15 protein-coding genes and 1 pseudogene are annotated in these 19,455 nt (G+C 54.2%); 12 read left to right on the forward strand and 4 right to left on the reverse strand.

The features are described from left to right. Positions 1–196 precede the first annotated feature (196 nt). The 8 genes and pseudogenes from hsdR (at position 197) to T3A99_RS19275 (ending at position 10,179) form a co-directional block, all read left to right on the forward strand. Positions 197–2,560: an EcoAI/FtnUII family type I restriction enzme subunit R gene (gene hsdR, locus T3A99_RS19240; protein ID WP_322834693.1), complete on the forward strand. Its 2,364-nt coding sequence runs from the start codon at positions 197–199 to the stop codon at positions 2,558–2,560. Between the two features lie 88 nt (positions 2,561–2,648). Beyond that, positions 2,649–4,118: a class I SAM-dependent DNA methyltransferase gene (locus tag T3A99_RS19245; protein WP_322834694.1), complete on the forward strand. Its 1,470-nt coding sequence runs from the start codon at positions 2,649–2,651 to the stop codon at positions 4,116–4,118. Beyond that, positions 4,115–5,818, forward strand: coding sequence for a restriction endonuclease subunit S (locus tag T3A99_RS19250; RefSeq protein ID WP_322834695.1), 1,704 nt, complete (start codon positions 4,115–4,117; stop codon positions 5,816–5,818). Before T3A99_RS19245 ends, T3A99_RS19250 begins: the two co-directional genes overlap by 4 nt. A gap of 38 nt (positions 5,819–5,856) precedes the next feature. Further along, positions 5,857–6,486: pseudogene (locus tag T3A99_RS19255) on the forward strand (nuclease); the annotation flags it as partial. Between the two features lie 657 nt (positions 6,487–7,143). Then, a complete protein-coding gene (locus T3A99_RS19260) occupies positions 7,144–7,461 on the forward strand; it encodes an HNH endonuclease (protein WP_322834696.1) in 318 nt (105 codons plus the stop codon). 281 nt (positions 7,462–7,742) lie between these two features. Next, positions 7,743–8,558 carry a hypothetical protein gene (locus T3A99_RS19265; RefSeq protein WP_322834697.1) on the forward strand — a complete coding sequence of 272 codons (816 nt, stop codon included), beginning with the start codon at positions 7,743–7,745 and terminating at the stop codon, positions 8,556–8,558. After that, positions 8,555–9,049 carry an ImmA/IrrE family metallo-endopeptidase gene (locus T3A99_RS19270; RefSeq protein WP_322834698.1) on the forward strand — a complete coding sequence of 165 codons (495 nt, stop codon included), beginning with the start codon at positions 8,555–8,557 and terminating at the stop codon, positions 9,047–9,049. The genes T3A99_RS19265 and T3A99_RS19270 overlap by 4 nt, the downstream gene beginning before the upstream one ends. A 2-nt stretch (positions 9,050–9,051) precedes the next feature. Continuing rightward, the gene (locus tag T3A99_RS19275) at positions 9,052–10,179 is read left to right on the forward strand and encodes a beta family protein (protein WP_322834699.1); all 1,128 of its coding nucleotides are present in this window, start codon (positions 9,052–9,054) and stop codon (positions 10,177–10,179) included. 5 nt (positions 10,180–10,184) lie between these two features. Here the strand turns inward: T3A99_RS19275 and T3A99_RS19280 are convergent, their stop codons facing one another. From T3A99_RS19280 to T3A99_RS19295, 4 genes are all read right to left on the reverse strand, one after another. Continuing rightward, complete coding sequence (locus tag T3A99_RS19280) at positions 10,185–10,838, reverse strand: sce7726 family protein (protein WP_322834700.1); 654 nt, start codon at positions 10,836–10,838, stop codon at positions 10,185–10,187. Positions 10,839–11,450: 612 nt separating this feature from the next. Continuing rightward, on the reverse strand, positions 11,451–11,810 hold the full coding sequence (locus T3A99_RS19285; protein WP_322834701.1) for a DUF6124 family protein: 360 nt from the start codon (positions 11,808–11,810) through the stop codon (positions 11,451–11,453). Between the two features lie 603 nt (positions 11,811–12,413). After that, positions 12,414–13,688: a glycoside hydrolase family 68 protein gene (locus T3A99_RS19290; RefSeq protein WP_076383478.1), complete on the reverse strand. Its 1,275-nt coding sequence runs from the start codon at positions 13,686–13,688 to the stop codon at positions 12,414–12,416. A gap of 494 nt (positions 13,689–14,182) precedes the next feature. After that, entirely contained in the window at positions 14,183–14,542 is a 360-nt protein-coding gene (locus T3A99_RS19295) for a DUF6124 family protein (protein ID WP_188251939.1), read from the reverse strand. A 662-nt stretch (positions 14,543–15,204) separates the two neighbouring features. Here T3A99_RS19295 and T3A99_RS19300 point away from each other — a divergent pair. The 4 genes from T3A99_RS19300 to T3A99_RS19315 are packed head-to-tail and all read left to right on the forward strand — an operon-like array spanning position 15,205 to position 19,384. Continuing rightward, complete coding sequence (locus T3A99_RS19300; protein ID WP_188251938.1) at positions 15,205–15,828, forward strand: CDP-alcohol phosphatidyltransferase family protein; 624 nt, start codon at positions 15,205–15,207, stop codon at positions 15,826–15,828. Between the two features lie 10 nt (positions 15,829–15,838). After that, the gene (locus T3A99_RS19305) at positions 15,839–17,596 is read left to right on the forward strand and encodes a bifunctional alpha/beta hydrolase/class I SAM-dependent methyltransferase (RefSeq protein WP_173406502.1); all 1,758 of its coding nucleotides are present in this window, start codon (positions 15,839–15,841) and stop codon (positions 17,594–17,596) included. Continuing rightward, the gene (locus T3A99_RS19310; RefSeq protein ID WP_322834702.1) at positions 17,596–18,939 is read left to right on the forward strand and encodes a phosphatase PAP2/dual specificity phosphatase family protein; all 1,344 of its coding nucleotides are present in this window, start codon (positions 17,596–17,598) and stop codon (positions 18,937–18,939) included. The genes T3A99_RS19305 and T3A99_RS19310 overlap by 1 nt, the downstream gene beginning before the upstream one ends. After that, entirely contained in the window at positions 18,929–19,384 is a 456-nt protein-coding gene (locus T3A99_RS19315; protein ID WP_274090073.1) for a hypothetical protein, read from the forward strand. Before T3A99_RS19310 ends, T3A99_RS19315 begins: the two co-directional genes overlap by 11 nt. Positions 19,385–19,455: the final 71 nt, after the last annotated feature.

The following is a 19,455-nucleotide window of genomic DNA, read 5'->3' on the forward strand; positions in this document are numbered from 1 at the left end:
GAAACCTCAATCGAAAAATGTCTAGCTGATCGCCACGCTAAAAGATAAACGGCAAAAAAGAGAATATTCATCGACTGAAATAACCGGGGCGTCTGGGAAATGGCAGAAACTCCAGTCTCCTTCTGAGCCTCAGGTCGTGAGAACAACTGCGACGTCTGATAAAGTCACCGCACGCAGAATCAGGGACTATGGGGCTATGGACAAGAAATCGCTTTCCGAACGGGACATCTGCACCAAGTTCATCACTCCCGCCATTCAGCAGGCCGGCTGGGACATCCAGAAGCAAGTGCGTGAAGAGGTCAGCTTCACCAAAGGCCGCATCATCGTGCGTGGCAAGCTGCATAGCCGTGGTGAGTCCCGTCGCGCCGACTTCATCCTCTATCATCAGGCCAATCTACCAATTGCGGTCATCGAGGCGAAAGACAACAAGCACTCCGTCGGCTCTGGCATGCAGCAGGCCCTTGGTTATGCCGAAGCGCTGGACGTGCCTTTCGTGTTTTCCAGTAATGGTGATGGTTTTTTGTTCCATGATCACAGCGGTACTGGCGATCAAGTTGAAACCGAACTGAGCCTAGAGCAATTCCCTAGCCCCGATGAGCTATGGCAGCGCTACTGCCAGTGGAAAGGCTTGAACGGTGATGCCCGTCAGAAAGTAGAGTCGCCCTACTACGATGACGGCTCCGGGCGCACGCCGCGTTATTACCAAACCAATGCAATCAACCGTACCGTCGAGGCCGTAGCCAAGGGACAGTCACGCATACTGTTGGTCATGGCCACCGGCACTGGCAAAACCTACACGGCCTTCCAGATCATCTGGAGGCTTTGGAAGTCCAAACAGAAAAAACGAATTCTATTCCTGGCTGACCGTAACATCTTGGTCGACCAGACCAAGAACAACGACTTCAAACCCTTTGGCCCGGCGATGACCAAGATTGCCAAACGCCAAATCGATACGGCTTACGAAATTTATCTGTCGCTCTATCAGGCCGTGACAGGCACTGAAGAAGAAATGAACATTTACAAGCAGTTCTCCCGCGACTTCTTTGACCTGATCGTCATCGACGAATGCCACCGTGGCAGCGCTGCCGAGGATTCCGCCTGGCGCGAGATTCTCGAATATTTTTCCAGCGCCACCCATGTCGGCCTCACCGCCACACCGAAAGAGACCAAAGATGTGTCCAGCATCACCTACTTCGGTGAGCCGGTGTACAGCTATACCCTCAAGCAAGGCATCGAAGACGGTTTCCTCGCGCCTTATAAGGTGGTGCGTATCGACTTCGACAAGGACCTACAAGGCTGGCGGCCGCCCAAGGGCATGCTCGACAAGAATGGCGAGTTGATCGAGGACCGCATCTACAATCTTAAGGATATGGACCGCACCCTGGTCATCGAGGCGCGCACCCAACTGGTAGCGCAAAAGGTCACCGAGTTTCTCAAGGCCACTGATCCGTTCCAGAAGACCATCATCTTCTGCGACGACATCAACCACGCCGAGCGCATGCGCCAGGCCCTGGTCAATCTCAACCCGGAGCGCATTGCCGAAAACCGCAAGTACGTCATGCGCATCACCGGGGATGACCAGGAAGGCAAGGCCGAACTGGACAACTTCATCAACCCGGAAGAACGCTACCCGGTCATCGCCACCACCAGCAAGTTGATGACCACCGGCGTCGATGCCCAGACTTGCAAGCTGATTGTGCTTGACCAACACATCAAGTCGATGACCGAGTTCAAGCAGATCATCGGGCGTGGCACTCGCATCAATGAGGACTTCGGCAAGTACTGGTTCACCATCATGGACTTCAAGAAGGCCACCGAGTTGTTCGCCGACCCGGCTTTCGATGGCGACCCCGTTGTGATCTATGCCCCAGAAGGTGAGGAATCTCCCGTGCCACCGGATGACCTGGCGACGGATGAAGACGACATCACCGCATGCACCACGGCAGAAATCGACGACCTTGAGTTCACCGGTGATGATGACAAAAAGCGCATCAAATATGTCATCGACAGCATCCCGATCTATGTTATCGCCGAACGTGTGCAGTACTACGGCCCGGATGGCCGGCTGATCACTGAATCCCTACACGACTACACCCGTGTCTGCGTGAAAAAGCAGTTCGCCTCGTTGGACGACTTCCTGCGCCGATGGAGCGATGCTGATCAGAAGAAGGTCATCATCGAAGAAATGGCCGCTCAGGGTGTGATGTGGGAAGCCTTGGCCGAGGAAGTGGAAAAGAAACAGGGCAAGACCCTCGACCCGTTCGATCTCGTCTGCCATGTAGCCTTCGACCAGCCTGCCCTTTCGCGCAAGGAGCGCGCCGAGCAGGTGAAAAAACGCAACTACTTCAGCAAATATTCAGGCGCCGCGCGTCAAGTGCTCGAGGCATTGCTCGACAAATATGCCGATACCGGCATCGAGCATATCGAAGACATCAAGATCCTCCAGCTCGACCCCTTCAGTCAGATCGGGGCACCCATCGAACTGGTCAAGGCATTTGGCGGCAAGGTCGGTTACAACAAAGCCATTCATGAACTGGAAGATGAGCTCTACGCCAGTTAAGCTGCCCGCCCCCGAATTTTCGGTACAGGCAGCACCACACTGCCTGCGCCTTGAACCCTCTGTTTTGCAGTAAGCCAGCGAGATCCCCATGTCCATCAATAGCACCATTAAATCCATCCAGGACATCATGCGCAAAGACGTGGGTGTCGATGGCGACGCCCAGCGCATCGGCCAATTGGTCTGGCTGTTGTTCCTGAAGATCTTCGATGACCGCGAGATGGAATGGGAGTTGATGGACGACCACTACCGCTCGCCGATCCCCGACAGTTGCCGCTGGCGCACCTGGGCCGCCGACCCTGAAGGCATGACCGGCGACACCCTGAAGGAGTTCATCGACAACAACCTGTTCCCGCAGCTGCAAAACCTCAATGAATACAGCAGCACCCCCTCCGCCTTTGTGGTGCGTAGCGTGTTCGAGGACGCCTACAACTATATGAAGTCGGGCCAACTGCTGCGCCAGGTGATCAACAAGATTCAGGAAGGCGTGGACTTCAACAAGGCCCAAGAACGCCACGAGTTCGGCAACCTCTACGAGCAACTGCTCCGCGACCTGCAAAACGCAGGTAACGCCGGCGAATTCTACACTCCGCGCCCGGTCACCGAATTCATGGTACGCATGGTCGACCCCAAGCTGGACGAAAAGGTCATGGACCCGGCCTGTGGCACCGGTGGTTTTCTCACCTGCGCCATCGAACACAAACGTAGCCGTTATGTAAAAACCGCCGAAGACGAGCGCACCCTGCAGGCCAGCATCTTTGGTGTGGAGAAAAAGCCACTGCCGCACCTGTTGGCCACCACCAACATGATCCTCCACGGCATCGAAGTGCCGAGCCAGATCCGACACGACAACACCCTGAGCAAGCCGCTGATCAGTTGGGGGCCGAGTGAGCGCGTGCATTGCATCGTCGCCAACCCGCCGTTTGGTGGCATGGAAGAAGACGGCATCGAAACCAACTTCCCCGCTACCTTCCGTACCCGCGAAACCGCCGACCTGTTTCTTGTGCTGATCATGCAGTTGCTCAAAGACGGCGGTCGCGCCGCAGTGGTACTGCCTGATGGTTTTCTCTTCGGCGAAGGCATCAAGAGCCGAATCAAGGAAAAACTGCTGACCGAGTGCAACTTGCACACCATCGTTCGTCTCCCCAACGGTGTATTCAACCCTTACACCGGCATCAAGACCAATCTACTGTTCTTTTCGAAAGGCACGCCGACTAAGCATGTGTGGTTCTACGAGCACCAGTATCCGGCCGGGGTAAAGAATTATTCCAAAACCCGGCCCATGCGTATCGAAGAGTTCGCCGTAGAGGAGGCTTGGTGGGGTAGCGAAACCGATGGCTTTGCCGCACGAGTCGAAAACGAATTCGCCTGGAAGATCAGCGTCAAAGAACTGCAGGCGCGTAATTGGAACCTGGACTGCAAGAACCCACATATTGGTGAGCAGATTAACCACGACCCGGATGAGTTGCTGCGCGACTACGCCACCCTGCTAGGTGAAGTTAGCAAGTTGCGCGATCAAGTGAAGGCCATCCTCGCTGAAGCGCTGGAGCGCCAGGTATGACCTTGCTGCTGACCAATAACCTGCCACTGCTGGCCGATGCACCCAACGGTATAAGAAAGCTTCGTGATCTGATACTGGAGTTGGCAGTACGTGGCAGGCTGTTACCGCAAAATTCCAGTGATGAATCTGCCAGCGAACTGCTCAAGCGGATTGCCGAGGAGAAAGCACTGCTTGTGGCCGAGGGTAAGATAAGGAAGCCGAAACCACTGGCAGAGATCACGGAAGAGGAAAAACCGTTTGAAATACCAAGCAGTTGGCGGTGGGTACGCTTGGCGAAAGGTGTAATTAAGCTGACCGATGGTGAACACCTATCCCCTCCAAAATCTTCCTCTGGCATGCCTCTTTTGACTGCAAAGGATGTTACTGACTCAGGTGTGTTGCTTGAAAATACTCAATTTGTGAATTATGAAAATGGCCTCAAATACCGGGAGCGCTGCAACCCAAATCGAGGTGACATTCTAATTTGTAGTCGCGGCACTATTGGGCGATGCGCTGCGGTGGAGACTGATCAGATTTTCTGCTTAATGGGAAGTGTGATTCTAGTAAAGCCATCAGCAAATACTTTCTACAGATATGTGTTTCGGTATCTTCAGACGACGCTGGCTCAACAATGGATGCGGGGGGCCTCGTCGGCCACAGCTGTATCCGCCTTATATTTAAAAGATGTGGCGAATTGCTTGCTCCCGCTACCACCTCTTGACGAGCAATACCGCATCGTCGCCAAAGTCGATGAGTTGATGGCCCTGTGCGACCACCTTGAAGCCCAGCAGGCCCACGCCGAAAGCGCCCACAAGCAGCTGGTGCAAGCACTGCTCGACAGCCTAACCGAGGCCAGTGACGCCACCGAATTCGCTGCCAGCTGGCAGCGCCTGGCCGAACACTTCCACACCCTGTTCAACACCGAATCCAGTATCGACGCTCTTAAGCAGACTCTGCTGCAAATGGCCGTGATGGGAAAACTGGTGTCGCAACATCCCAGTGATGAACCGGCCTGCGAACTGCTCAAGCGGATTACTGAGGAAAAAGTGCAGCTAGTTGGCGAAGGCAAGATCAAGAAGCAGAAGTCGTTGGCGGAGATTGCCGAAGAGGAAAAGCCTTATGTATTGCCCACCTCTTGGGTGTGGGGACGTCTCGGCGAGTTGACTTTAAAAATAACCGATGGCACTCACCACTCGCCGACCAATACTCCTAGCGGTGATTATAAATACATATCGGCAAAAAACATAAAGTCATGGGGTATCGACCTGACTGAAATCACCTATGTTACCAACGAAGTCCATCAGGAAATATTTTCTCGATGCGACCCGAACAAAGGTGACATTCTTTACATAAAAGACGGTGCTACAACAGGAATAACTACAATCAATTCGCTGGATGAGCCATTCAGCATGCTGTCCAGTGTGGCGTTACTCAAACCAAGTATAGGCCTGCACAACGAATATTTGCTGAGAGCGATGACTTCGCCTTTTTTCTATCGTGAAATGCGGGCTGGTATGACAGGCGTAGCAATAACCCGCGTTACGTTGGCAAAGTTGAACAATGCAATCATTCCACTGCCACCACTTGCCGAACAACACCGCATCGTCGCCAAAATCGATGAGCTAATGACTCTCTGCGACCGACTAAAAATATGTCTTACCCAAGCCCGCCTACTGAACGAACAATTGGCTAGCACGCTGATTGAGCAAGCTGTCGCCTAGCTCACGGTAATCAAGGACTTCAGGTAAGGACACCCGCCATGCCCATCAAAACGCAAATCTGGACGGTTAATGGCCAACCCTACCAACTCAAAGAGTGCACCCTGCCTAGCGAGCAGTTACTGGAGGATATGATCGTCACCGCGCCGCGTGTGCTGTCGGATGAGTGGATGCTGATCGGTCGCCAGGAAAAGGGGGACGGATTGACCTGTTGGCGATCGCGCCGGATGCCTCACTGGCACTGATCGAACTCAGGCGCGACACCGTGTGATGTCGTGGCGCAGGCACTGGACTATGCTTCCTCGGTGGAAAGCCTGGCGGCCGAAGATATTGCAGCCATCTACAAACGCTTCAAACAGGATGCGGATTTGACTACCGATTTTCGCAAGTTCTTCGGCCTGCCATTAGATGAGGACGCGCTAAACCAGAGCCATCAGATCATCATCGTCGCTTCCGGGCTGGACGCTAACACGGAGCGTATCGTGGCCTACCTCAGCGAGCGAGATGTTGCGATCAACGTGCTTTGCTTTCAGGTATTCCAGCTTGGCGAGCAGCAACTGATCAGTCGCTCCTGGTTGATCGCCCCGGCAGAAACCCAGGTCAATGCCAGCAATGAAAGTGCGGGAGGACAAAGCGAACCCTGGAATGGCGAGCACTACTGCTCTTTCGGCCATAAGCCGGCTTTTTAATGTCTGAGCTTTTTCATCCCCCATCCAAAATCCCGCCCGATGACCAAACAACGTCGCTCGTAAGTATCCCCGTGCTCGACAGCAAAGGTCATCGAACACCGTATGATTCCCAAACGCCACCAGAAGAGAATATTCTGACGACATATTGCGCTGCGTCCTACAGCGAAACGGGAACCCTACGGATAGCCCCCGCCATGTCCTCTTCACCTATCAGCAATCAATCCAATCCGCCCTGGAGCCGTGACGAACTCGTCCTAGCCCTGAACCTGTACCTTCTTCACCGCAATGGTTTACCCGGAGTGAATCATCCGGAAGTCCGAGCCCTATCACAGAGCCTCAATCTCATTGGCACCGCCACAGGTGTGAGCAAAAACCAGAGTTTTCGTAACACCAATGGTGTCTGCATGAAGCTCAACAATTTCCGCCGTTGGGATCCGAGCTACACCAACACTGGTCGCACAGGTCTTGCAAAAGGAAATAAGGACGAGGAATTGGTATGGCTGGAGTTTGCTAATAATCCCGAGCGTCTGACTGAAGTCGTAGCAGCCATCAAGGCGAACGTCGGAAACACTTCTTCTACTACGCCAAGATCTGAGTGCGGAGGAAGAACCGGGCTTCTTCGAAGCAGAGGAAGGAAAAGTGTTAACTCGCGTGCACCGTGTACGGGAAAGGGACAAAAAACTCGTAAAACGAAAAAAGGACGAAGCCCTCAAGAAGCACGGTGTTCTCCAGTGCGAAGCCTGTGGTTTCAACTTCAGCAAAACATACGGCCCGGACGTCGAAGGCGTTATCGATGCGCACCACACCAAGCCACTGCATACGCTCCAACCTGGCGATAAAACCAAGCTCGTGGACCTCGCATTGTTATGTGCCAATTGTCACCGTGTGGTGCATTCACGCCGCAAATGGCTGAGCGTTGCAGAGGTCAAGGATCTCTACCAAGCCAGTCAAAAATGAAGCATACGCTAACAAAGAGATTTCTAGAGCTTTGTAGGATAGACAGCACAGCGTTCCATGGTACGTCTTGCCGATCGATGAGCGTGCATTGCTCGTTAGCACCGCATATTACGAGCGACATCATTGATGCTGGACATATTTTAATGGCAAACTGATGGCGGCTAAACTGCGCTTAGCATAGACCCGTAATCTAAATCGCACTGCGCCAAGGGAAATCCCCGACTAAAGTAGGGTGCCACGTGGACATTCGGGGGGAATAGGCGAAACGAAGGAGAAAGGTTATGGACGCTATAGGGCAGCGAAGGAAGCTAGTGGTAGCCAAAAGCATGCAAAAATTATCGCCGCTCGTGCCATATGCTCTTAAGCCCCAAGACTTAGAAAAAAATTCTCAATCGCATCGGATAAGTACCCGGCCAACTCACGTGATGTGCAAACAGCCCAGACGAACTTTAAACTATAGCTTAGTGGCCAAGCATCTTATTACACACTCAAATAATAGAGCACTAGGATCCGCTTTCGTCAAACTGCTTATAATATTTCTTAGCTTAAACTTAAATATCGCGAGAGCACAAACAGTTCCAGAACCTGGTCACCCCCCCAAAGAAGTGCTGGCGCAAGCGACTACCAACACCTCCGAGCTAATAAAGCTAATCACAAGCACCGCTCAAGAAAGTACCGAAAAGTCTATTCGCGACATAAGTAAACTAGAGCTTGAAATAAGAGTTCAGACCGAAAAAATAAAACACCTTGAAAAAGAAGTCATCTCACTAAAAAAACCCGAAGACACGAGCTCTGCAACATTGGTTCTAGCGGCTGTATCCGTAATAATTACCGTTTTGGGCGTATTGATCGCGATATTATCCATCCTTGGATACAGCAACATCAAAAAAGAAGCAAAAAAAGATGCCCGTACCACCGCTAAAGCGACTGTCGAGTTAATCACCAAAATAGAACTCCCTGCCGCAACAGAAAGAAACATAATAAAGCTCATCGAAGAAAACAGATTCGACAAGCTCATTCAGAACGCAGTCGAAAATGTAGTATATAGAGGGATATATATGCCAGACGACATCGCAGATGAGGAGAGAGAGCGTTGAGAACCTCACCCGAATGGAAAGCATTATCAGACGACCAAAGAGCAGTCATATCTAAACACCAAGAATCCTTGCCAATAACAGTTGGTGCAATTGCCAAAGAATTTGGTATATCTGTATTAAAATCCACTATGCCTGGCTCTATTTCTGGCGAGATAAGAGAAACTGATGGGATTATCACAGTAAAAGTTAACCGCCACGATGTTAAAGAGCGACAACGCTTTACAATAGCGCATGAAATCGCACATTTTCTTTTACACCGCGACCGATTAGCTAGCGGCATTACTGATGATGTACTTTATCGTTCAAGACTGACTGACGATCTAGAACGAGAAGCAAACAGGCTTGCCGCCGACATAATTATGCCAGCACATCTAATTCAATCTGCATTAGAGTCTTTTGGCAACTTTAAACCGGACGAAAGATATAAAAAAATAGCTGAACTTGCTCAAGTTTCGCTTGCCGCTATAAAAATCAGACTGGGAAAACAATAATTATGCAACCAGTATTTTTAAACTGGAACTACATTCCAATTCTGGCAATTAGCAACGCCGAAATGACGGCCATAGAGCAACTCCCAGACAAAGATAAAGACTCTTTGCTGCCGGTATTTTCCTTAAGGGGATGGCTTAACTCCCATCGTTTGGAAAGTACATTAAAACGAATTGACACAGCTATCGGTCAGCGCCCCTGGATCGCGGATATTGATGAAAATTTTTTGACGCAAAATAAGGTATTTCTGTTCACCGGCGCCTATCCCGAAAAGCCTGTATTTCAAGAAATCCTACATCTCCTCAACGCAAATAATGCATATGACAATTGGTATCAATTCATCAAAACACGTGAAAATTCCATCCCTTGCCTAAGGCATGAAAACCTGGACAACCTTGAGGAACAGATAGTCAAACTATCGTCCCTCGGCCGTGGATTAGTTATAAGAATTAGCCCAAATGAAAAGAACATCGCAAAGCATCAACGTTTAACTGAGGCATTAAGCCTAACAAAAGCCGAAAACATCTTAATGATCTATGACCTGGCCAGCATTGACGCAACCTTTATCGAGAGGATCCCCCTTCTAGAGAAGTTCATGCACGAATCAAAAGCAGCAATACGAAATCTTACTATATCAATTAGCGCTTCTTCTTTTCCTTCTGGATTTGCTGGACAACACAGAGGAGACAACTCGATATATGAGAGAATCCTATTCAACAAAATAGCAGAGGAAGGCTTATTCAATCCTTTAGTTTACTCGGACAGGGGAAGCGCTCGAGCGCAGAAACAAGATGGTGGAGCGGGGACCCCTCCCCCTAGAATAGATTATCCATTAAAAAAAGATTGGAAATTTGTAAGACGCGAGGTGGATGACAACGCACCTAATGCAAAAGAAAGGAGAAAAGCAGCCTACATTGAAATTGCGAAGGAAATCACTGAGGGCGACTACTGGATTCCAGAACTTCGGCTTTGGGGCACACAACAAATTGAAATAACATCCGAAAGCAATGACTTTGGAATTTATAGCGCACTAAAGTCGACTGCAGTTCGCATCAATATCCACTTATTCAACCAACTACACTACAACTCAGACCCTAGTGAAATAAACACAGATGAGGAATGGACTGACTAAATTTATCAGGCCAAGCTTTCTAGCCGGGTTAGATATGGGCTCAGCAAATCAACATCTGCAACGTTTACATTCCCTGAGGAGCGTACTTTAGACAAAAATCTATTAGAGGCCAGCCCAAACCTCTTTTGGATACCATTAAGCAATATCTCCTTAATATCAGCCTTGGATGCTTTCCTCAGCCGGCTTAGCACCTCAACTTTCAACTCATACATCGCTAACTTTTCCGGCTTCAACCCCACCCTCTTAGCCAAAATGGATACTTCTCTCTTCGTCATTAGATCAATATAACTCTCTTTAGAAATATTTTTTATCAATCTGCCCTTACGAACAACCCTCACCCCACCGCTAGAAACCTCCCATACAGCAACATCATCTTCAGCAACCGCCAGCACGCTTTTAGTAAATTTTGGCGCCACTGCAACTACAACACGATCGAAATACTTTCGATATTCATCTACCTGACCTAACAATCGAAACAAAGAATCTTTTTCACTCTTCACCTCTATTGCCACCATTTCACTTCCCTGAATAAAACCCAGATCTACCCGTCTAACCTTTTTTGCCAAGCTCATCTCACTAAAAACCAGAGTTGATTGAGCAATGCGCCCTGACATTAAAAGCGAGTTAAGCACTAATGACTTAACCTCTTTTTCTCCCATTTCTACACCAACCTACATAATCTAGCAGCCAAAAAACAAACCATTCATCACATCACAAATCGAACTACAAAAGCTACAACCGTCCACCGCGAAACGAAGCATTAGAGCAGCTGTGCGCGGAGTCAAAGACCAATATTAAGGAACCGGCAGGCCCGAAGGGGTCTCCAACGCACAGCCACTTCAGACGAAATCATAGGCATGGGGGGACGATCTGCTTTCCGAAGTGACGTTGTGCACCGAAGACCCGGCTGCGAACCCCGATCACTGATTAGCGGTGGCGGATCCAAACTACTGAGTGGACTCAAGATGCACGAGCTGGCGAATTCTGGCGCAGTTGTAGGCAAAGGCGCAAGGCGATGACGCTGGGTGTTGGGGTTTTGTCGGTGCAGATTGGTCAACAGGCTGCTGACCTGTTGGCTGATGAACCGCTACCGTGACTAGGCTCAGGCTCCAGCAGAGGAATTTTGTGATATGTCGCTGCCGGCGCCATGACAATAGAACGTGTCGCTGAAATTCAGAAATGGTGAACCGTCCGTTCCCTGAGATTCAAATGTAAAAAAGGTCTTGCAATGCAAGACCTTTTTTCATACCCGGGGTAAGCGCGGCCCCTTGCTACCTCACCTCAACAATATCCAAAGCCCGATTAGCCAACAGTTCACTCACCTCAATCACCTGCAAAATCCCCATCGCAACACGCCGTCGCGACCCATCCAGATCAAACGCCAAATCACTGATCATGGCGTTAGCCGAAGCCAGGTTCTCACTGAGATTGGCAAGCAGACATTCCGAATCAACATCCGGTGCGATACGGAAGATGGTGTCGGGTTTGTCAGACGTTTCTTTCTTCGGTGTAGGCTTCAGATAGAAGTCCAAAGCCCGGTTAGCAGCATCATCAAGCTTCTTGTTACGAGCCGACTGAACACGAGACACGGTTTCGTCGGTAGCTGGCGGGTTCGGTGTAATTTTGACCATGGTAAAGCTCCTAGAGTCTGTTGGAGCTACCACCATTCGCTGCGAAACGAAGTTGGGGTGGCAGCTGTACGCGGGTTCGCAGACCGGGACTCTAGGGACCGGCAGACCCAAGGGGTCTCCCACGCACAGCCACCTCTGACGAAATCACAGACATGGGTAATCTGTTTTCGAAGGTGACGTTGTGCGCCTATAGAGTCCGGGCTGCGAAACCCGATCACTGATGAGCAGTGACGGATTCAAACTACCGAGGGGACCCAAGACGCACAAGCCGGCGGATTCTGGCGTAGTTGTAGGCAATGGCGCAAGGCGATGTCGGTCGTGGCTAGTCTCGTGGAGTCACGATAAACAGCTGGCCGGAATGTTGCTGATGCACCGCTATCGCGAGCAAGCTCGCTCCCACAGAGGAGCTTGTGTGCATACGTCGCTGGGGAATGCATTCGCGACCAGCTACATCCTTGCAGCCAGTCGCGAAGAGGGTGACGACTCGTTGTTCAATGGGGCTTGCGAGCAACATCGCAATGAATCAAGCGGGATATCTCGATCATATCCACAACGGTTTTGTCATCGACCGCAAACCCGCTACCTGAATGCCCCGTACTGCTATTACTTGAGCGTGACGTCGAGCATCGGCGGGATGTAACCGTAGTCGTACTCGCCCACCACGAAGGTCTGCTGCCCTTTGATTTTCATGCCCACCGTGGGTGCCTCAGTGCCACCGACACGAATCTGCGTGCCGGTTTCGTCGGTCGGTACGCTGTCGATAAAGGAGGTCACCAGGCCGTTTGGCATCACATAGTGCGAGTAGGTCTGGAATGGCTGGGAGGACGGGTTGCCCAGTACCAGGCCGGAACCGTTCAGCGGCACGTAAGGGCCGAAGAGCGAGTCCGCGACGAAACCGTACACGCCGTCCGGCCCGGTCACGCCGTCGGCGTAGGTGAAGGTATGGCTGATCGTGAACAGGTAGTACTTGCCATCCTGGAACACGAAGTGCGGGCGCTCGGTCTGGTCGTTTACGCCCACGGCGGTCAGCAGTGGCGGCAACATTTCCCAGTCGTCACCGTCCGCGTCGCGGGCTACGGCGATGCCAACGCAGGCGGTCTGGTAGCGCGAGTTGCCGACATCTTCATAACCCGGCGGCACATCGCCGATTTCTGCCTCTCCTACTTTGTGCGAGCCGCGCTCACCGGCCACGTTACCCTCGAACAGCATGTACAGCTTGCCGTCTTTCGGGTCGCGGAATGGCCATGGGTCGCGGAAACCCCAGAACGCGTTTTGTGCTTCGGTCTGGTACATGTTGCCGTCGGCCTCGAACAGCGGCTTGACCTTCTCGAAGCCGACCATGCTGACACCGTGTTCAGTGGTCACCACCCGACCGCGCACCTTGACGATGGTCGCGCCTGGGGTGACGGCGGTGTAATACAGGTCCACTTCGCCTCGGTCGTTCAACAGGATCGGCGTACCGGCCCATTCGCGAGCGGTCGGCGAAACCCCTTCGGCCATCACACGGCCACCGAATTCCCAGTTCTTGCCGGTACGCGAAAACCAGTAGTACATCTTTGCCCGACCGTGACGATCGTTCCAATCGCGGAGGATGTCGTAGTTACCGTCCTCGTCGAGGTACTGCGGGTCGTTTGGATGACGATCGGCCGTCAGGGTGAAGATCACCGACCAGCCATCGACGGACGTCACGTTACCGTCCAAGTCGCGCAGGGGCATGGTGTCCCAGATGAACACGTCGTTGTTCAATACCGGGAAATCCGCGCTGACCAGCGGCTGAGTGGTGGTGGGATCGTCCGCCCGGACTTTCAACGCATCAGCGCGGGTCCAAAGGCTGGGTTGATGGGGTGTTACACCGAATTTTTCAGTGTTGGTTTTCATAAGGTAGTGCCTCGTCCATGAATGGATTCAAATAAATAACGCTTTAGAAATACTGTATGTACATACAGTGAAACCACCTTATAGAGGCTCACCCATGTGGGTCAAGCGAAAAAATGCATTTGTGCATATTTTGGTTTTTTGTTCGAGCTGATACGTTTCAGCCATGAACGTTTGCAGAAGTTAGTTCCAAGGGAGATCGGCGACGTTGCCTGCACGCTCGGTGCTTTGAATCGCTGATTGGTGGAAGGCGCGCGTAACTGCGCAATGGGAGGCAATGCATGGAGGGAGCGGATCGCCGTGATCTGCTCGCGAGGTGGCGAATCAGTGGCGCTGAGGTTGACTGGTGTATCGCTATCGCGAGCAGGCTCGCTCCCACAGGGGGTGTGCGAAAGGACTGCTATGGCGGTGGGTCAGATGCTTGATGGGGCTCGGCCACAAAAAAAGGCCTTGCTGAGCAAGACCTTTTTCCTACCTGGGGTAAGCGCGGCCCCTTGTTACCTCACCTCAACAATATCCAAAGCCCGATTCGCCAACAGTTCACTCAGCTCAATCACCTGCAAAATCCCCATCGCAACACGCCGCCGCGAGCCGTCCAGATCAAACGCCAAATCACTGATCATGGCATTCGCCGACGCCAGGTTTTCACTGAGATTGGCCAGCAGACATTCGGAGTCAACATCAGGATCAATACGGAAGATGGTGTTGGGATTGTCAGACGTTTCCTTCTCAGGCGTGGGCTTCAGGTAGAAATCCAAAGCCCGATTGGCAGCGTCATCCAGTTTCTTGTTACGAGCAGACTGAACACGAGACACGGTTTCGTCTGTAGCTGGGGGGTTGGGTGTAATTTTGACCATAGCCTTAGCTCTCTTTGGTTGAGGCTACGACCCGCTCGCGACTAAACAATTGGGAGGCAGCTGTACGCAGGTTAGTCGACCGACGAGCTAAGGAATCGGCGCGCCCGAGGGCGCCCTGCGCACAGCCACCATCGAGTGCAGGAATGGGAATACCTGACTGATGGACGCTTGAACGACTTAGCAACGACGGGCGACTAAACCCGATCACTGATGGGCAGTGACAGGATCCAAATTACCGACGCGACCCAAGGCGCACAAGCCGGCGGATTCTGGCGTAGTTGTAGGCAATGGCGCAAGGCAGCGTCGGGTGGGTGTTGGGGTTGTGTCGGGGGTTGCTGGTTGGTGGGCAGGCTGTTGCCTTGTTTGGCTGATGAACCGCTATCGCGAGCAAGCTATGCTCCCACAGAGGCTTGTGGCGGGCATAGGTTCGGTGGGAGCGGGCTTGCTCGCGAATGCGGTGGGTCAGCCACCATTGATATTGACTGACATACCGCATTCGCGAGCAAGCCCGCTCCCACAGGGGGTCTTTATTCACCGGTGAATTCGTTGCCAGATGCCTACCCGCGCGCATTCTCGAGAATTACCCCTCCAGCCAAACCCTAACTATCGTAATCTCGCAGCTGAACAAGCCCAGCCCTGCAACCGGCCGAGATTTCATTCCCATGCCCTCCATCTACCAGCTCAAACCCGCCTTCCAGAACCTGCTGCGCCCCATGGTTCAGCGTCTTTACGACAAGGGCATCACCGCAAATCAGGTCACCCTGCTCGCCGGCATTGTCTCTGTGCTGGTGGGGGCCGTGGTGGCGTGGTTCGCCAATCATCCGGGGGTGTTTATCCTGGTGCCGATCTGGATGCTTCTGCGCATGGCGTTGAACGCGGTGGATGGCATGTTGGCGCGGGAGTTCGGGCAGCAATCGCATCTGGGCGCCTACCTCAATGAGCTATGCGATATCATCGCCGACGCTGCCTTGATCCTGCCTTTTGCCTTGTTTGCCGATGCCAGTCTGTTGCTGGTGTTGTTGGTCACGCTGTTGGCGTTGTTCAGCGAATACGCCGGTGTGCTGGGGGCGATGGTCGGGGCTTCGCGGCGCTATGACGGGCCGATGGGCAAGAGTGATCGCGCCTTTGTGTTGGGCGTGCTGGCGACCGGGATTGCCCTGGGTTGGCTCGGGACACTCTGGGTTGATGGTGTGATGGCGGTGGTAGCCGCCCTGCTGGTTTATACCTTGGTCAATCGGGTGCGTCATGGCCTGAATCAAGTGACGGAAAACGCTCCCTCAGCATAAGGAAGTTGCAATGCGCGAAGCCCAGGAACTGACATTTACCACCTTTGACGGCGTGGATTTGTTCTACCGCCATTGGCCGGCCGTCGATGCGGCGCCGGGTGAGCCTCGTCAGGCGGTGTTGTTGTTTCATCGGGGTCATGAACACTCCGGGCGCATTGCGCATCTGGTGGATGAGCTGGATTTGCCCGGTTTCGACTTCTTTGCCTGGGATGCACGCGGCCATGGCCAGTCGCCGGGCGCGCGCGGCGACAGTCCGAGTTTTGCCACCAGTGCGCGGGATGTGCAGACGTTTTGCGATCACATCGGCGCAACGCATCAGATCGACGAACAGAATATCGCCGTGGTGGCGCAGAGTGTCGGGGCGGTGATTGCGTCGACCTGGGTTCACGATTACGCCCCACGCATTCGCTCGCTGGTGCTGGCGTCGCCGGCGTTCAAGGTCAAGCTTTACGTGCCTTTCGCTCGTCCGGGCCTGGCGCTGATGCGCCGGTTTCGCGGCAACTTTTTCGTCAACAGTTACGTCAAGGCGAAATTCCTCAGCCATGACCCGGAGCGGGTGGCGTCCTACGACAGCGATCCGCTGATCACCAAGGCGATTTCAGTGAACGTGCTGCTGGGTCTGTACGAAGCCGCCGACCGCGTGGTGGCCGATGCCCAGGCGATTCAGGTGCCGACGCAGTTGTTGATCTCAGGTTCCGACTTTGTGGTGCAGCGCAAACCCCAGGAGCAGTTCTTCGAGCGGCTGGGCAGTGTGCACAAGGAGAAACACATTCTGCCGGGGTTCTTCCACGACACCCTCGGCGAGAAGAACCGTGCGCCGGCCATTGCCAGTGCCCGCCGGTTCATTCTGCAAAACTTTGCCCGCCCGCTGGACCGCCCTTCCCTGCTGGACGCTGATCGCCTGGGTGCGACCTGCGCCGAGTCCGAAGCCTTGGCGACGCCGCTGCCGCACAATTCATTGCGCGACCTGTACTGGCGCATGACCCGCGCCAGCATGCGCTTTGGCAGCAAGTTGTCGGCTGGAGTGAAATTGGGTTTCGACACCGGCTTCGATTCCGGCAGCACGCTGGATTACGTCTACCGCAATCGCCCCACCGGCACCTCGGCCGTGGGACGGATGATTGACCAGAATTACCTGAACTCCATCGGCTGGCGCGGGATTCGTCAGCGCAAGTTGCACGTCGAGGAGCTGCTGCGTTTGGCCATGGGCAGGTTGCGCGAGCAGGACCGCGAAGTACGCATTGTCGACATCGCCGCAGGTCATGGCCGTTACATTCTCGAAGCGCTGCAAGGCGTCAGTCCGTTGCCGGAGTCGATCCTGCTGCGCGACTACAGCGACATCAACGTGCGGGACGGCAGTGCGCTGATTCTTGAGAAGGGCTTGGGCGATATCGCTCGGTTCGTCAAAGGTGATGCCTTTGATCGCTCGGATCTGGCGGCGCTGGAGCCCAAACCGACGCTCGCGGTGGTGTCCGGTTTGTATGAGTTGTTTGCCGATAATCAGATGGTCGGCGACTCCCTCGCCGGCCTGGCCGAGGCGGTGGAGCCTGGCGGGTTCCTGGTCTACACCGGGCAGCCGTGGCACCCGCAACTGGAACTGATCGCCCGCGCCCTCACCAGCCATCGCGCCGGGCAGGCCTGGGTGATGCGCCGCCGCACGCAGGCGGAGATGGATCAACTGGTGGAGGCGGCGGGTTTCCGCAAGATCACTTTGCGGGTCGATGAGTGGGGCATCTTCAGCGTTTCGCTGGCTCAGCGAGTGCAGTGATGAGCGCCGTCATCGCCCCAGCCCGCGAGCCCGGCCTGCTGAAACCGGCGGTGCTGTGGTTGCTGTTGTTGGCGCCGTTGTTTTTCAGCACCTATGGCTTCGCCACTTGGGTGACGTCCCAGCGGGACGACGTGGGCAGTTTGGTGTTTGGTTGGGAAAGCTACATGCCGTTCATGGCCTGGACCATCGTGCCCTATTGGTCGATTGATCTGCTGTACGGCCTGTCGTTGCTGTTGCCCAACAGCCGCGAAGAACTCAAACGCCACGCCTTGCGTCTGCTCACGGCCCAGGCGATTGCGGTCAGTTGTTTTTTGCTCTGGCCGTTGCGTTTCACCTTCGCTCGGCCGGAAATGGATGGGGTGTTCGGTTGGCTGTTCGACGTGCTGGCCGGGTTCGACAAGCCGTTCAATCAGGCGCCGTCGCTGCACATCGCGTTGTTGGTGGTGCTGTGGGTGTGTTATCAGCGGCACCTGCAAGGGCTCTGGCGTTGGCTGATGCACGGTTGGTTCGCGCTGATTGGCGTGTCGGTGCTGACCACGTATCAACATCACTTTATTGACCTGCCCACAGGTGCGTTGGCCGGGTGGTTGTGTGTCTGGTTGTGGCCGCTGGATCGGCCCAGCCCGCTGAAAAATGCGCGTGTGACCACGGACCCGGCTCGTCTGCGATTGGCTTTGCGCTATGGTTTAGGGGCTGCGGCGTTTTTTGTTCCGGCGTTTGCCTTGGGTGGCGCGTGGCTCTGGTTGATCTGGCCGGCGGTGGCGGTGCTGGGGGTGGCGCTGAATTACCTGGTGTTCGGTGCCGATGGCTTTCAGAAGCGCGCGGATGGTCGATTGAGCCCGGCGGTGCGCTGGCTGTTGGCGCCTTATCTGGCGGCGGCGTGGATCAATTCCCGATGGTGGACGCGCAAGCATCCGCAGGCCGATCAGGTGGCCGATAACGTCTGGCTGGGGCGCATTCCCACGCCGATGGAATTGAAGGACAGTGCGTTTACCGGCGTGCTCGACCTTTGCGCCGAAATGTCCATGGACAGCACCGGCATCGCCTATCGCGCATTGCCGGTGCTTGACCTGACCGCGCCCAGTGCCGAGCAGTGCCTGGAGGCTGCGCGGATGATCGAGAACCTGCGTCAGCATGGGCCGCTGCTGGTTTGCTGCGCCCTGGGTTATTCACGCAGCGCCAGCGCTATGGCCGCGTGGTTGTTGCACACTGGCCGGGCCGCCAGCGTCGATGCGGCCATCGTCCAAATCCAGCGAGCCCGCCCGCAGGTTGTTTTGCATCCGGCGCACCGTCGGGCGTTGGAACGGTTATCCACAAGCACGAGGAATGACCATGATCAGTGATATGGAACTCCACACGGTGGCGAGCCTGTTGCGCCGAGGTCACTCGCTGGATCAGCTTTCCACGGGGCTGACCCTGTTAGCGGCGCTGCTGGGGCTGGCTCAACTTTTGGTCGGTAGCGTCAATCCGTGGCTGCTGTGCTTTAGCGTCGTGATATTCCTGCTTGGCGTGCTGCAAAAGTACTGGGCGCAGCGCGTAGCGTTTGATGCCGACCTGTTCCAGCGCATGGCGGACAGCACCCAATCGCTGGCCGAACGAACCTATACATTGGATCAAGCCCTCACCGCCCTCGGCCTGCAACCGGTCGAACGCAGCGGTCGCCTCTGGACCGAGCGCCGGCATGGCGCGTTGTTGCTGCTGCGCCGCCAGTCGTTGTTGCTGGCCACGCAAGTTGTCTTGACGCTGGGCGTGATCCTCGCAAGTCCCTGGCTAACTTCAGGTATCTAGATAGCTTTTGTGGCGAGGGAGCTTGCTCCCGCTGGGCTGCGAAGCAGCCCCAAAACCAAGCACTGCGGTGT

This window comes from Pseudomonas sp. N-137 (genome assembly GCF_034555295.1).
Lineage (GTDB): Bacteria > Pseudomonadota > Gammaproteobacteria > Pseudomonadales > Pseudomonadaceae > Aquipseudomonas > Aquipseudomonas rhizophila.